This window comes from Marinobacterium mangrovicola (genome assembly GCF_004339595.1).
Lineage (GTDB): Bacteria > Pseudomonadota > Gammaproteobacteria > Pseudomonadales > Balneatricaceae > Marinobacterium_D > Marinobacterium_D mangrovicola.
The window spans coordinates 56,931-70,965 of sequence record NZ_SMFU01000008.1 but is presented as its reverse complement, the minus strand read 5'-3'; the positions used below and the strand labels follow the sequence as shown (position 1 = coordinate 70,965).

15 protein-coding genes are annotated in these 14,035 nt (G+C 55.8%); 1 reads left to right on the top strand and 14 read right to left on the bottom strand.

The annotated features are described in order from the left end of the window. The 14 genes from rnhB to rpsB form a co-directional block, all read right to left on the bottom strand. Positions 1-600 carry a ribonuclease HII gene (gene rnhB, locus CLV83_RS08875; RefSeq protein WP_165900266.1) on the bottom strand — a complete coding sequence of 200 codons (600 nt, stop codon included), beginning with the start codon at positions 598-600 and terminating at the stop codon, positions 1-3. Further along, positions 593-1,753, bottom strand: coding sequence for a lipid-A-disaccharide synthase (lpxB, locus tag CLV83_RS08870; RefSeq protein ID WP_132290695.1), 1,161 nt, complete (start codon positions 1,751-1,753; stop codon positions 593-595). The genes rnhB and lpxB overlap by 8 nt, the downstream gene beginning before the upstream one ends. Positions 1,754-1,757: 4 nt before the next feature. Beyond that, positions 1,758-2,528, bottom strand: a complete 771-nt coding sequence (gene lpxA / locus CLV83_RS08865; RefSeq protein WP_132290692.1) for an acyl-ACP--UDP-N-acetylglucosamine O-acyltransferase — start codon at positions 2,526-2,528, stop codon at positions 1,758-1,760. Then, a complete protein-coding gene (gene fabZ / locus CLV83_RS08860) occupies positions 2,529-2,966 on the bottom strand; it encodes a 3-hydroxyacyl-ACP dehydratase FabZ (RefSeq protein WP_104003770.1) in 438 nt (145 codons plus the stop codon). It lies immediately after the preceding gene. Continuing rightward, positions 2,953-4,017 carry a UDP-3-O-(3-hydroxymyristoyl)glucosamine N-acyltransferase gene (gene lpxD, locus CLV83_RS08855; protein WP_132290689.1) on the bottom strand — a complete coding sequence of 355 codons (1,065 nt, stop codon included), beginning with the start codon at positions 4,015-4,017 and terminating at the stop codon, positions 2,953-2,955. The genes fabZ and lpxD overlap by 14 nt, the downstream gene beginning before the upstream one ends. A gap of 3 nt (positions 4,018-4,020) precedes the next feature. Beyond that, positions 4,021-4,518 carry an OmpH/Skp family outer membrane protein gene (locus CLV83_RS08850; RefSeq protein WP_132290686.1) on the bottom strand — a complete coding sequence of 166 codons (498 nt, stop codon included), beginning with the start codon at positions 4,516-4,518 and terminating at the stop codon, positions 4,021-4,023. A 9-nt stretch (positions 4,519-4,527) separates the two neighbouring features. Continuing rightward, positions 4,528-6,870 carry an outer membrane protein assembly factor BamA gene (gene bamA / locus CLV83_RS08845; RefSeq protein ID WP_132290683.1) on the bottom strand — a complete coding sequence of 781 codons (2,343 nt, stop codon included), beginning with the start codon at positions 6,868-6,870 and terminating at the stop codon, positions 4,528-4,530. Positions 6,871-6,916: 46 nt separating this feature from the next. Next, positions 6,917-8,272 (bottom strand): sigma E protease regulator RseP, encoded by a 1,356-nt coding sequence (gene rseP, locus CLV83_RS08840; RefSeq protein WP_132290680.1) that lies wholly within the window; start codon positions 8,270-8,272, stop codon positions 6,917-6,919. Positions 8,273-8,287: 15 nt separating this feature from the next. Beyond that, entirely contained in the window at positions 8,288-9,091 is an 804-nt protein-coding gene (locus tag CLV83_RS08835; RefSeq protein WP_132290678.1) for a phosphatidate cytidylyltransferase, read from the bottom strand. Continuing rightward, positions 9,084-9,848 (bottom strand): polyprenyl diphosphate synthase, encoded by a 765-nt coding sequence (gene uppS, locus CLV83_RS08830; protein WP_132290676.1) that lies wholly within the window; start codon positions 9,846-9,848, stop codon positions 9,084-9,086. Before uppS ends, CLV83_RS08835 begins: the two co-directional genes overlap by 8 nt. A gap of 48 nt (positions 9,849-9,896) precedes the next feature. Then, complete coding sequence (gene frr / locus CLV83_RS08825) at positions 9,897-10,454, bottom strand: ribosome recycling factor (protein ID WP_132290674.1); 558 nt, start codon at positions 10,452-10,454, stop codon at positions 9,897-9,899. 1 nt (position 10,455) lies between these two features. After that, entirely contained in the window at positions 10,456-11,202 is a 747-nt protein-coding gene (gene pyrH, locus CLV83_RS08820; RefSeq protein WP_132290671.1) for a UMP kinase, read from the bottom strand. Between the two features lie 87 nt (positions 11,203-11,289). Further along, positions 11,290-12,150 (bottom strand): translation elongation factor Ts, encoded by an 861-nt coding sequence (tsf, locus tag CLV83_RS08815; RefSeq protein ID WP_132290668.1) that lies wholly within the window; start codon positions 12,148-12,150, stop codon positions 11,290-11,292. 107 nt (positions 12,151-12,257) lie between these two features. Beyond that, on the bottom strand, positions 12,258-12,995 hold the full coding sequence (rpsB, locus tag CLV83_RS08810) for a 30S ribosomal protein S2 (RefSeq protein ID WP_132290665.1): 738 nt from the start codon (positions 12,993-12,995) through the stop codon (positions 12,258-12,260). 258 nt (positions 12,996-13,253) lie between these two features. Here rpsB and map point away from each other — a divergent pair, with 258 nt between their 5' ends. After that, complete coding sequence (map, locus tag CLV83_RS08805) at positions 13,254-14,024, top strand: type I methionyl aminopeptidase (RefSeq protein WP_132290662.1); 771 nt, start codon at positions 13,254-13,256, stop codon at positions 14,022-14,024. Positions 14,025-14,035 lie beyond the last annotated feature (11 nt).

Genomic DNA, 14,035 nt, shown 5'->3' with positions numbered 1-14,035 from the left:
CTACTCCTGGTTCAATAAGCGTTTTACGGGCCCGAAACTACGGCGGTAATGCGGTAGTAGGCCTAGCCGGCCCAAGGCTTCCAGATGCGCCTTGGTCGGGTATCCCTTATGGCTGGCAAAGCCGTATTCCGGGTATTGCTCGTGCAGCTCTTCCATCTGCCGGTCACGGTAGACCTTGGCCAGAATCGATGCGGCACTGATCTCAGCGATGAGCAGGTCACCCTTAACCACCGGTTCCGATGGGCAGGGTAGCTCTGGACAGCGGTTACCATCGACCATGGCGTATTCCGGCTGCGGATCCAGTGCCAGAACCGCACGGCGCATCGCCAGCATGCTGGCGTGAAGGATATTCAGCTCATCGATTTCAGCCGGAGAAGCGCTCTGGATAGACCAGGCCAGGGCTTTCTCCTGGATTTCATCGAACAGCAGCTCGCGCTTTTTCGCGCTGAGTTTTTTCGAGTCGGTCAGACCCTGAATCGGCCTGGCCGGATCCAGAATCACCGCCGCCGCTACCACATCGCCGATCAGCGGGCCGCGGCCCACCTCGTCGACACCGGCAACCAGGCCGGCTGGGCGAAAATCAAATCCGGGATTATCCACTCTGTTTCTCCCGTTGCGCCAATAGCTCCAGCACCGCTTCCGCCGCGCGCTCGCTGGCGTTCTGCCGCAACGTCTCGCCAATCTCACCAAACACCTGCTCGATTCGCTGGCGGTACTCGACATCATCCAGCGCTTTCTGCAGCAACGGCCCAAGCACCTCGGGACGTACCTGTTCCTGCAGTATCTCAGGCACCATCTCCTCACCGGCGAGAACGTTGGGCAGAGAGATCCAGCGGCTTTCGATCATGCGCGAGTAGATTTTGTAGGTCAGACCCGCCATGCGGTAGGCCACCACCATCGGCTTGCACAGCAGACAGGCCTCCAGTGTAGCAGTGCCCGAGGCGATCAAAATCGCATCCGCGGCCGCCATCACTTCACGGGAGTGGCCGCGCACCAGCCTGAGGTTCAGATCGGAATACTCTGCGGCAACCATTTCCGCCAACTGGTCATAACGACGCTGGTTAGCGGCCGGCATCACGAAGACAAGATCGGGATGGCGCGCCTGCAGCCAGCGAGCGGTTTCAAGAAACGGCTTCGCCAGATACTTGAGTTCACTGCCACGACTGCCCGGCAGAACCGCCAGCATCTGCTGTCCTGGCGCAGCCCCATAACTCTCCTTGGCCAGATCCATATCGATCTGGGCCGGGATAATCTCCGCCAGCGGATGTCCCACGAACCTGAGATTCTGCTGGGTCGGCTCGTACACGCCGGCTTCAAACGGAAACAGCGTCAGCAGCAGGTCAACACAACGCTTGATCTTGAAGATGCGTTTACGCTTCCAGGCCCAGACCGAAGGGCTCACATAGTGAACGGTCGGTATACCCGCTTCTTTCAGCTGGCGTTCCATACCCAGGGTGAAGTCCGGTGCATCTATACCGATGAAAAGGTCGGGCGGATTGGCGATAAAATGACGCACCAGACGACGACGCTCGCGCAGCAGCTCCGGTACCCGGCCAAGCACCTCGACCAGCCCCATCACCGACAGACGCTCCATGGGATAGAGCGAGCGGCAACCGGCCTCAAGCATCAACTCACCGCCGATACCTTCGAACTGGATTCCTGGACAGCGGCGCTGCAACGACTGCATCAGTCCGGCGCCTAGAATATCGCCGGACGCCTCGCCGGCGACGATACCTACTCTGAGCGTTCGCATCGGCTCAGCGAATGATGCCGCGGGCCGAGCTGTTGAGCGAATCGATTAACGGCTGAACGGCCGGTTCATCATTCGCGAGCAGCTGCAGTTGCTCCAGGGCTTCGGCCGTGGTCAGGCCTTTGCGATAGATAGTTTTATATGCCTGACGCAGAGTTTTCAGCGCTTCCGGGGTAAAGCCGCGACGACGCAGCCCTTCCAGGTTAATGCCGTGCGGCTTGGCGGTGTTACCGGTGGCCATCACGTAGGCAGGAATGTCTTTCAGTACCACTGTACCTGCACCACACATTACATGGGGGCCGATCTGGCAGAACTGATGCACGGCGGTAAAGCCGCCAAGAATTGCGTAGTCACCCAGTTTTACATGCCCCGCGAGCGCAGTGCTGTTCGCCAGAATACAGTGACTGCCGACGATACAGTCATGGGCCACATGAACGTACGCCATCAACAGGTTATCACTGCCGATCCGCGTGATCCCCTCGTCCTGTACGGTGCCACGATGAATGGTACAGCCTTCACGGATGACGTTACGGTCCCCGATAATCAGCTCGGTGGGTTCACCATTGTACTTTTTGTCCTGGCACTCTTCGCCGACACTGGCGAACTGGAAGATCCGGTTATCCTCACCGATCACGGTGGGGCCCTTGATCACAACGTGCGGACCAATACGTGTACCGGCACCGATTTCAACATCGGCACCGATATAGCTCCACGGGCCTACTTCGACGTTGTCGGCCAGCTTTGCTCCGGGTTCAACGATAGCCTGTGGATGAATCACTCACACCTTCCTGTCTGCGCAGAGAATAGTTGCTGAACTGACGGTGTCACCGTCGACACTGGCACGGACTTCAAATTTCCAGATGCCACGACGCTCTGAAAGCACCTTGGCTTCCAGCTGCAAACGGTCTCCCGGCACCACCGGACGTTTGAATCTCAGGTTGTCCGCTCCTACAAAATAGTAGATAGAACCATCTTGTGGAGTTTTATCCATGGTTTTAAAGCCCAGAATGCCCGCCGCCTGAGCCATAGCCTCGACGATCAGAACACCAGGCATCACAGGATGATCCGGAAAATGCCCGTTAAAGAAGGGCTCGTTTACCGTGACGTTTTTATATGCCACGATTGATTCTCCCGGGACCAGCTCAACCACACGGTCCACCAGTAGAAACGGGTAGCGGTGGGGCAGGTATTCCCGGATTTCCTTAACATCCATCATCTTTTTGACCTTCAGTAGAAATATGCTCGAGTCTATTTTCGAGTTTACGTACGCGCCTGGCCAGCTCATCCAGCTGCCGGAAACGGACAACGTTTCGCTTCCATTGCTGATGGGGCTCAATACCGGTTCCTGACGAATAGGCACCCGGCTGGGTAATCGAACGACTGACCAGTGTCATCGCCGTCACATGGGTGCCATCCGCGATTTCGAGGTGCCCGGTAATGCCGCTCATACCGGCGATCGTGCAGCGGCGGCCAATTTTAGTGCTTCCGGCAATGGCGGTACAGCCCGCAATCGCAGTACCTTCACCGATTCGGACGTTATGCGCCACCTGGACCTGATTATCCAGTTTAACGCCCCGCTCTATGTGGGTGTTATCGAGAGCCCCCCGGTCGATGGTGGTACCCGCACCGACCTCCACATCATCCTCGATGACGACGCCACCAAGCTGGCAGATTTTAACCCAGCCACCTTTTTTATCAGGTGCAAAACCAAAACCATCGGCACCGATCACCGCACCGCTGTGGATAAGTACGCGTTCACCGACCTGCACGTTTCGATAAAGAGTTACGCCCGCTTCCAGCCGCGTCCCGGCGCCGAGGCGACAGTCACGACCTATCGAGGTATTGGCTCCGATAACAACCCCGGCCTCAACCTGGGTACCGGCAGCTATCACAACACCAGCGCCCACCTCTGCATCCGGTGAAACACTCGCCCCAGGATCGATACTCGCCGATGGATGAATCCCAGGCGAACACGGGTCACGCCAATCGAAAATGTGGGTCAGGCGGGCGAAAGCCAGGTAGGGATCGGCGACCACCAAAGCAGAGCCCTGGACTTCGTCGAGGTGCGCTTCGGTCACCAGCACAGCCTCGGCCGCGCTTGCTTTCAGCTGCTTCAGATAACGGCTGTTCGCAAAGAACGACAGCTGGCCTGGGCCAGCTGTCTGTAAAGTTGCCAGAGAGTGGATAACGCGACCCTTGTCGCCTACCACCCGGGCCTCGCAGCGGAGACCCAGTTCCTCGAGCGTATAACCTGATGATCTTTTCATCGATTACTGCTTGTTCAGAAGTTCGGTCACTTCGTCGGTAATATCCAGATCCGGATTAACGTAAACCGATGCATTTTTGCTGATGATCAGGTCGATATCCTCTTCCTTGATCATGTTGCGGATGATCTCATCCAACTTCGGTTTCATATCACCCAGAAAGCTCTGTTCACGCTGGGACTGTTCCTGCTGCAACTGCTGCCCCTTACGCTGGTACTCGCCAAACGCTTTCTGGAACTGCATACGCAGCTGCTTCATTTCGTCCTCGGAGCTCAGGCCAGCATTTTTCTGCATTTTTTGCTGCAGAGATTTGGCCTGTTTCTCCAGATCAACCAGCGCCTGCTGATCCGATGCGAAGTCCTGTTTCATCTGGTTCCGAAAAGCCTCAGCTGCATCGGAGGTGAGCAGCGCTTCGCGCACGTCTAGCACGGCCAGCTTACCGGCGAAAACCGGCGCGCTCAGCGTAAGACAGAGAGCTGCGCACAGCGTTTTCATAGATTTCATGCTTTCTCCTTAGAAGGTTTGGCCCAGTGCAAACTGGAAGTTTTCTGTCTCGTCGTCTTCGCCTTCATTCAGAGGCATAGCAATCGCTATCGACAGCGGACCGACCGGCGTCAGCCAGCTAAGTCCGAAGCCCGCCGAGTAGCGAAGTTCGCCAAGGTCTACATCACTGGAACAGTTATTCTGACCCGGCTGGCAATCGGTGGAATAGACATTACCCGCGTCGAGGAACAACAGTGAACGCCAGGCGCTCTTATCTCCGACAAACGGCATCGGGAAGACGAATTCTGCGCTACCGGTGAGTATCAGATTGCCACCGAAAGCATCCTGATCGCTACAGTCGGTGACACCGTTGATCGTGGTGCAGCCCTCGCGCGGGCCCAACGAGTTATTTTGGTAACCACGAACGCTGCTCAGACCACCTGCGTAGAAGTTACGGTAGAACGGATAACGGTTGTCACCCCAGCTGTCACCGTAACCGATACGCCCCTTCAGGCCGGTTACCCAGATTTCATTATCGTCGATCGGGTTATACCAGGTGACATTGTAGTTGGCGCGATAGTAAGTCAGGTCGCTGCCTGGCAGTGCGATCTCGATATTCGCGCGCTGGGAGTAACCGTCGGTCGGGAACAGGCCCTTGTTCAGATGGTTATCGCTCCAGCCAAAGGTCATCTGGTAAGAGAAGTAATCCTCACCCTCTTCATCAACAAAATCCTTGATGATGTCGGCAGTATCGTCGTAGGTATTAATTTCGGTCAGATCGATACCGAGGCCAAAAGAGAGACGCTGATAATCGTCGATCGGATAGCCGAAGTTCATACCACCACCAAACTCGTTGGTGGTGTAGGAGCTGACATCATCCTCATCGTAATCACGTTCACGGTAGTAGGCTTCAAAACCTCGGCTCACACCGTTCATGGTGTAATACGGATTGGTGTAGTTGAAGCTGTACTCGGTCAGCGTATCACTGTTGGACAGGTTGACGCCGAACTTACGGCCGGTGCCGAGGAAGTTATCCTGCTGCACACCGAGCTGGAAGATGATGCCGTCACTGTCGGAGAAGCCGACTGACGCAGAGAACTGACCAGACTGCTGCTCTTCAACAGCGTACTCCAGATCGACCTGATCATCGGTACCCGGCACCGGAACGGTTTCAACGTTCACCGATTTGAAGTAACCGGTACGCTCCAGTCGTTCCTTGGAACGCTCAATCGCCTCAGTGGTCGCCACACCGGCTTCCATCTGCTCCATCTCGCGACGCAGCACTTCATCGGCTGTCTCGGTATTGCCGCGGATGTTGATACGGCGCACGTAGGTCCGCTTGCCCGGCTCGACAAAGTAGCGCACCGACAGGGTGCCATCATCGGCCAGTTCCGGCACCGGACTGACGTTGGCAAACATAAAGCCTTCATCACCCAGACGGCGTACCAGTTTATCCTGGGTATCGGTCATTGCCTGACGTGAGAAAGTATCACCCGGCTGCAGCACGAACAGCGATTCCAGCTCTTCACGCGGCACCACCAGGTCACCGGCCACACCAACACTGCTGACCGAGTACTGCTGGCCTTCGGTGATATTGACGGTGATGTAGACGTGACGTTTATCCGGAGTGATGGAAACCTGGGCGGATTCGATATCGAAATTGATATAACCGCGGTCCATGTAATAGGAACGCAGACGCTCCAGGTCGCCGGACATCTTCTCGCGAGAGTAGCGGTCGCTCTTGGTATAGAAGGTCCAGAAATTGGGAAGCTTGAGAGAGAAGAGTTCTTTCAGCTCTTCATCATCAAACACCGTGTTACCCACAATATTGATGTGCTGAATTGTCGCTTCACGACCTTCGGTAATATTTACGTTCAGCGCAACGCGGTTACCGGAGAGCGGCTCCACTTCGGTCTGAATATCCGCGCCGTAACGGCCCTGACTCACATAGAGTCGCAGCAGGTCCAGACGAATCTGATCTACCGCTGAACGGCGGAAAACATCGCCCTCCTGAACGCCCGACTGCTCGAGACCCGCACGCAGGTCGTCCTCGGAAATAAAGTCGTTACCATCGATACGGATCAGCGACAGAGACGGCCGTTCATGCAGCTGAAGCACGACATCGTCGCCATCGCGCAGGATATCCACGTCATCAAAGTAGCCGGACGCGAACAGCTCACGGGTCGCTTCCGACAACTGTCTACGACTCAGCTCATCGCCCACGTTTATGGGAAAATAGCGAAACACCACTCCGGGCTCGACACGCTGCAGTCCCTCTAGACGTATATCGTTGACAGTAAAAGGAAATTCAGCCGCTTTCGCTTGAACAATCCACAAGAACGATATAAGTAACAATCCCAGCTTACGTTTCATGCTGCAGGTCTTAATTTCCGTATAGTGAATTCTTATCGAAGCGTACTTAGAGTCTCGCAATGTCATTCAGGATGGCCAGGGCCATCAGACTAAACAACAACGCCATTCCAATACGCAGGCCCATCATCTGCACTTTTTCGCTGACCGGACGCCCCCTGACCAATTCCACAAACTGGTACAGCAGATGCCCGCCATCCAGCATCGGAATCGGCAGCAGATTGAGAACGCCGAGACTGATACTCAGATAAGCTAGGAAGCTGACGAAAGACTCCAGCCCCGAGGCCGCCGAAGCCCCCGCCACTTTAGCAATGGTAATCGGGCCACTCAAGTTTTTTACCGAGATCGCCCCGGCGATCATTTTACCGATGGCATCCAGTGTCAGACCGATCATTTGACCGGTTTTCTGCACCCCTATCCACAGCGCTTCCACCGGCCCATGACTGATCTCTCGCAGCATATGATCCGGCCATTCCACCGACTGCACACCGGCACCAATGAACCCGTATTGCTGCCCAGCGTCATCGACTCGCGTATCAGGAGTCACCGTGAGGCCCTGCTCAGAACTCCCTCTTAGCACCGTCAAACGCAGCGATTCACCGGGCGCCGAACGCACCGTCTCGACCAGTGCTCGCCAGTCTGCAACCGGTGATCCGTTGACTGCCAGCACCTTATCACCGACCTCAAGCCCGGCACCCTGTGCTGCGCCGCCATCGGTCAGCACCCCGATCACCGCCGGAATTTCCGGCTGATAGGGGCGAAGACCCAAAGCACTGATCGGTGACTCTTTCTCCAGATCCACATTCCAGTCGGAGAGTTGCACCTGGTAATCCCGAGCAACGCCACGATCCGGCTCGCCGGCGCGCAGTTCAATCGAGCCGGTTTCTCCCACTCGAGCCGCCAGACGCAGATTAACCTCGTCCCAGGATTGAACCTCATGGCCATCCACAGCCATCAACTCAACGCCCGGCGTGATACCCGCCTGCGCCGCCAGAGAGTCGGTCTGGACGTTGCCGACAACTGGAATAACAACGGTACTGCCCCAGATAAACAGGAACCAGTATGCCAATACGGCAAACACCAGATTAACGACGGGGCCCGCCGCCACCACAGCCATGCGCTGCAACACCGGCTTGTTATTGAACGCCTGAGATCTAAGCGCTTCGGGCACATCGCCCTCACGCTCATCGAGCATGCGCACATAGCCGCCCAGCGGAATCATCGCCACCGCATATTCGGTACCGTCCCGCCCAGTACGCATCCACAGAGGCTTACCAAAGCCCACCGAAAAACGCAGTACTTTGACACCACAACGGCGCGCTACCCAGAAATGCCCCCACTCGTGAATGGTAACCAGTATTCCTAGGGTCACGAGCGTGGCGAGCAGCGTTTGCACAATACTCATTAAGATCTCCGGGGGTTAAAACATCGGCGCCCAGTGCAGACCCAGCATAAAGATGGGGGCTGCTGCTGTAAGACTGTCAATTCTATCCAGAATCCCACCATGGCCTGGCAAAATACGACCACTATCTTTAATTCCGCGCTCGCGCTTGAAGAGGCTCTCGAAAAGATCGCCGAGCACCGACGCCAGACAGGTGACCAGTGACAACGCCACCAGATAGACAAGCGCCGATGCCGGAAGTTCGCGCCACAGTCCGATTGCCAGGCCGATCACTACACTGGTAGCCAGACCACCCAGCAATCCCTCAACGGTCTTGCCTGGACTGACATTCGGAATCAGCTTACGCCGTCCCAGCAGCTTGCCAGCACAGTAGGCGCCAGTATCCGCGCCCCAAACCAACAGCATCAGCATCACCAGCGCGAGCTCGCCCTCCTGCATGGATTTGAGCATCACCAGCGCCAACCAGGCCGGCACAATCACCACCAGCCCGACCAGAAGCTTCAACTTCTGGCAGTCCAGTTTTCTGGCGGGATAGCTGACCACCATATAACAGGCCCAGAGCCAGAACAGCACAGCGATAACGAGAACAGGCGTATTCACCGCTGGCGTAACGAAATGAAGCAGCGCCACGGCAGCAAGACATACCAGCATGTAGAGCCAGCGCCCCGCTGCGCCCAGGGAGGCAAAATTACCCCACTCATGGGCGGCCAGCGCGACAACACCGGCGGCACAGAATGCAAAAACGAGAGGAGATAGATAGAAGACACCCAGCAGCACCAGAGCAGCAAGAATGACTCCGGTGATCAACCGCTGTTTAATCATGTTGTTCAGCCTTTAGCTGCTCGCTGGTTTTGCCGAACCGCCGCTCCCGGGTACAGAAGTCCAGGATCGCCTCCCGAATCTGTTCACGCCCGAAGTCGGGCCAGAACAGCGGAGAGAAGTAGAACTCGGTATAGGCAAATTGCCAGATAAGGAAATTGCTGACGCGCTGCTCACCTCCGGTACGGATACAGAGATCAGGCTTAGGCAGGTCAGACAGACAGGTATGACGATCAAGCAGCTCAGCATCGATCTGATCAGGGCTCAGTTCACCGCGAACGCAGGCTTCCGCCAATTGCTTGGCGGCATTGCAGATATCCCACTGTCCGCCGTAGTTAGCGGCCACATTCAGCTGAAACCCTGTGCATCCGGCGGTATCTTCTTCAGCCTGGGCAATCCGCTTTTGCAGATCCTTACTGAAACGACTGCGATCACCGATGATGCGCAGGCGAATATTGTTCTTCACCAGCTTCGGTACTTCGCGAATCAGGGCGATACGGAACAGCTCCATCAAGCCGCGCACCTCTAGTGCCGGCCGTCGCCAGTTTTCGCTACTGAAAGCAAACAGCGTCAGCGCTTCGACACCGTTTTCGATACAGCCCTCGATCACCCGTTTGACGCTATTCACGCCGGCACGATGCCCCGCCAACACTCCTTTGCGATGCAGCTTAGCCCAGCGATTGTTGCCATCCATGATGATTGCGATATGACGCGGAGGCGCTTTCCCGTGTGGGAGATTTTTAATCGTTGCGTCAGACATGGTCACTCAACAAACAAATGGGGCGGCCAGGCCGCCCCATTTGTTGCATCAGATTTCCATCAGGTCAGTTTCTTTCTGCGCCAGCAGCGCATCAACTTCGCCAACGTACTTGTCGGTAATTTTCTGAACCTGGTCTTCACCACGACGGTTTTCGTCTTCGGTGATCTCTTTTTCCTTCAGCAGATCCTTGAAGTCACCATTGGCATCGCGACGGATGTTACGGATCGCCACACGGGCGTTTTCCGCTTCAACACGCGCCTGACGAATGTAGCCCTTGCGGGTCTCTTCGGTCAGCGCCGGCATCGGCACGCGGATCACATCGCCACTGGTGGCAGGATTGAGGCCCAGGTCGGACTTCATGATCGCTTTTTCGATCTCCGGCACCATTTTCTTTTCCCAGGGATTGATCATCAGCGTGCGAGCATCCTCGACACTGACGTTAGCCACCTGTTGAATCGGCATCATGGAGCCGTAGTAAGAAACCTGCACCGCATCCAGAATCGCCGGAGAAGCACGTCCCGTGCGGATCTTTTTGAAATGTTCGGTCAGAGACTCGATACTTTTCTTCATACGCGCTTCGGCGTCTGACATTATCTCATTGATCATTTTATTCTCCAGCGGTAGTGCCGCAGTCAATCAGGGTGCCTTCGTCACCGCCGACCACCAGGTTGACGAGCGCACCATGCTTATTCATGTTGAACACGCGCACCGGCATATTATGGTCGCGCGTCAGACAGATGGCCGTCATGTCCATGACACCCAACTGCTTTTCCAAAACTTCATCAAAGCTCAGACGAGTGTAACGCTCCGCCTTGGGATCCTTCATCGGATCAGCGGTAAACACACCATCCACTTTGGTTGCCTTCAGCACCACGTCAGCCTCGATTTCAATACCACGCAGACAGGCTGCGGAATCGGTGGTAAAGAACGGATTACCGGTACCGGCGGCAAAGATTACCACATCTCCCTGATTCAGGTAGCGCATGGCGTTACGGCGATCGTAATGATCCACCACGCCGCTCATCGGAATCGCGGACATGACGCGGGTAGCAATATTGCAGCGCTCAAGCGCTTCTCGCATCGCCAGGGCGTTCATCACTGTCGCCAGCATTCCCATATGATCGCCGGTGACCCGATCCAATCCGGCTGCGCTGAGTGCTGCACCGCGGAACAGGTTACCGCCCCCGATCACCATCCCGACCTGCACGCCGATACCAACCAACTGCCCGATCTCGAGCGCGACACGATTCAGAACCTTCGGATCGATACCGAAGTTCTCATCGCCCATCAGCGCTTCGCCGCTCAGCTTCAGCAGGATACGTTTATATTTTGCGTGTTTATCGGTAGGAGGCATGGGTGGATACTCCAAAGAGGTGGGAACTGAGACAGAGTGTAAAACATCAATACGGGCCAGGCGAAGCCCGGCCCGTTACGTTACTGATTAGCCTTTCAGCTGTTCAGCAACCTCTGCAGCGAAGTCTTTATGTTCAACTTCGATACCTTCACCGACTTCAACGCGTACAAAAGACACGAGTTCGGTACCAGCGGCTTTAACGAGCTGACCAACGGTCTGATCCGGGTTCTTAACGAACGGCTGCTCGACCAGGCTGTTTTCGGACAGGAATTTTTTCAGACGGCCGCCAGCCATCTTTTCCTTGATCTCTTCCGGCTTGCCTTCCATATCCGGCTGAGCCTTGATGATCTCTTTTTCGCGATCCAGCTCTTCCTGCGGCATATCTTCCGGCTTGGCCACACGCGGGTTAACCGCTGCAACGTGCATAGCAACGTCACGAGCCAGCTCAGCTTCACCACCGGCCAGAACGACCATGGAAGCGATACGGTTGTTGCTGTGAACGTAACCGTCAACAACAGCACCCTCAACGACCATCACACGGCGCACGGTGATGTTTTCGCCGATTTTCTGAACCAGTGCTTCACGAGCAGATTCAAGGTCGCCAGCCATCAGGGCAGCAACGTCTTCCTGCTTGTCAGCAAACGCCTTTTCAACAACCTTGGCAACAAAGCCCAGGAAGTTGTCATCACGGGCAACGAAGTCGGTTTCAGAGTTAACTTCAACCACGACTGCGTAGCTGTTGTCGTCTGCAACCTTGACGGATACGACACCATCAGCGGCAACACGGCTGGCTTTTTTAGCCGCCTTCATACCGGATGATTTACGCAGATCGTCGATCGCCTTATCGATATCGCCTTCAGCCTCGACCAGTGCTTTTTTGCACTCCATCATGCCCAGACCAGTACGTTCACGCAGATCTTTAACCATCGCTGCGGAGATGTTCGCCATGTCGGTTACCCCTTTAAATTGTTCGCGTTAATTCTGAATCCAAAAAAGGGGAGCCAGGCTCCCCTTTGCGAATCGTTCAAGCTTAGCAGTCGCCTTTGACAGCCCGATTACTCGGCAGCGTTCTGCTCTTCAACTTCTACGAATTCGCTCTTATCTCCAGCGTTTTCGCCAGCGCCTTCGACACATGCATCGGCAACGGACTGCGCGTAGATCTGAATCGCACGCAGAGCATCGTCGTTACCCGGGATAACGTGATCGATACCGTCCGGGTTGCTGTTGGTGTCGACAACACCGATAACCGGGATACCCAGCTTGTTGGCTTCGTTCACGGCGATACGCTCGTGATCGACGTCGATGACGAACAGCGCGTCAGGCAGACCGCCCATGTCCTTGATACCGCCGATGGACAGTTCCAGCTTTTCCATTTCGCGAGTACGCATCAGCGCCTCTTTCTTGGTCAGCTTTTCGAAAGTGCCATCCTGAGCCTGAGCTTCGAGCTCACGCAGACGACGGATAGACTGGCGAATAGTCTTGTAGTTAGTCAGCATACCGCCGAGCCAGCGGTGGTTGACGTAAGGCATGCCAGCACGGCTAGCTTCTTCCTTCACGACCTTAGCGGCAGCGCGCTTGGTACCGACGAAAAGAACCTTGTTCTTGTTGGCAGCCATACCTTTGACCACGTCCAGCGCAGAGTTCAGCGCCGGCAGAGTGTGCTCAAGGTTGATGATATGGATTTTGTTGCGTGCGCCAAAGATGAACTGAGACATCTTCGGGTTCCAGTAACGGGTCTGGTGACCGAAATGAACGCCTGCCTTGAGCAGGTCACGCATGCTTACTTTAGCCATTCTGATATTTCCTCTGAACGGGTTAAAACCTCCACATATCCCACCGTCCAACCGCGTCAGCGGCACCCAGGAGCGGCGTGTCGACATGTGTGTGTTTTGTTATGTGCCAAGGGCACGAATTTTTGGGAGCGCTTTTATACCACAAAGCACCGTCCTATTGAAGCCGCCTTTCTATGCTACGGCGTTTTTCGCTACAATTTACCTTTCTCGCCTTTACGACAAATCAGGCTATCCACTCCACCCAACCCCCGGAGCCTTATGAGCATCATTATCAAAACCCCGGATGAAATCGAAAAAATGCGCGTCGCCGGCCGTCTGGCTGCCGAAGTTCTCGAGATGATCGAGCCGCATGTCGTCCCGGGCGTCACCACCGAAGAGCTCGACCGCATCTGCCACGACTACATCGTCAACGAGCAGAAAGCGATTCCTGCCCCGCTGAATTACCACGGCTTCCCCAAGTCGATCTGCACTTCGGTCAACCAGGTGGTCTGCCACGGCATCCCAGGACCGAAAAAACTCAAGCAGGGCGATATCCTTAATATAGACATCACCGTCATTAAGGATGGTTACCACGGCGATACCAGCAAGATGTTCTTCGTCGGTGAAATCGCCCCCCATGCCGAGCGTTTGTGCCAGGTGACTCAGGAGTGCATGAACCTGGGTATTGAACTGGTCAAACCGGGCGTACACCTGGGAGATATCGGTGCGGTTATCCAGAAGCACGCCGAAAGCCACCACTACTCCGTTGTCCGCGAGTACTGCGGTCACGGCATCGGCGCCGGCTTCCATGAAGACCCACAGGTTCTGCATTACGGCCGCGCCGGCACTGGCGAAGTCCTGGAAGCGGGCATGTGCCTGACCATCGAACCGATGATCAACGCCGGCAAGCGCCACGTAAAACTGAACAAGCGTGACGGCTGGACCGTAGAAACCGCGGATCGCCGCCTGACCGCCCAGTATGAGCATACGATCCTGGTCACCCCGGAAGGTCACGAGATCCTGACTCTACGCGCAGAAGAAAAGCTCTGATCGTCCTGTCC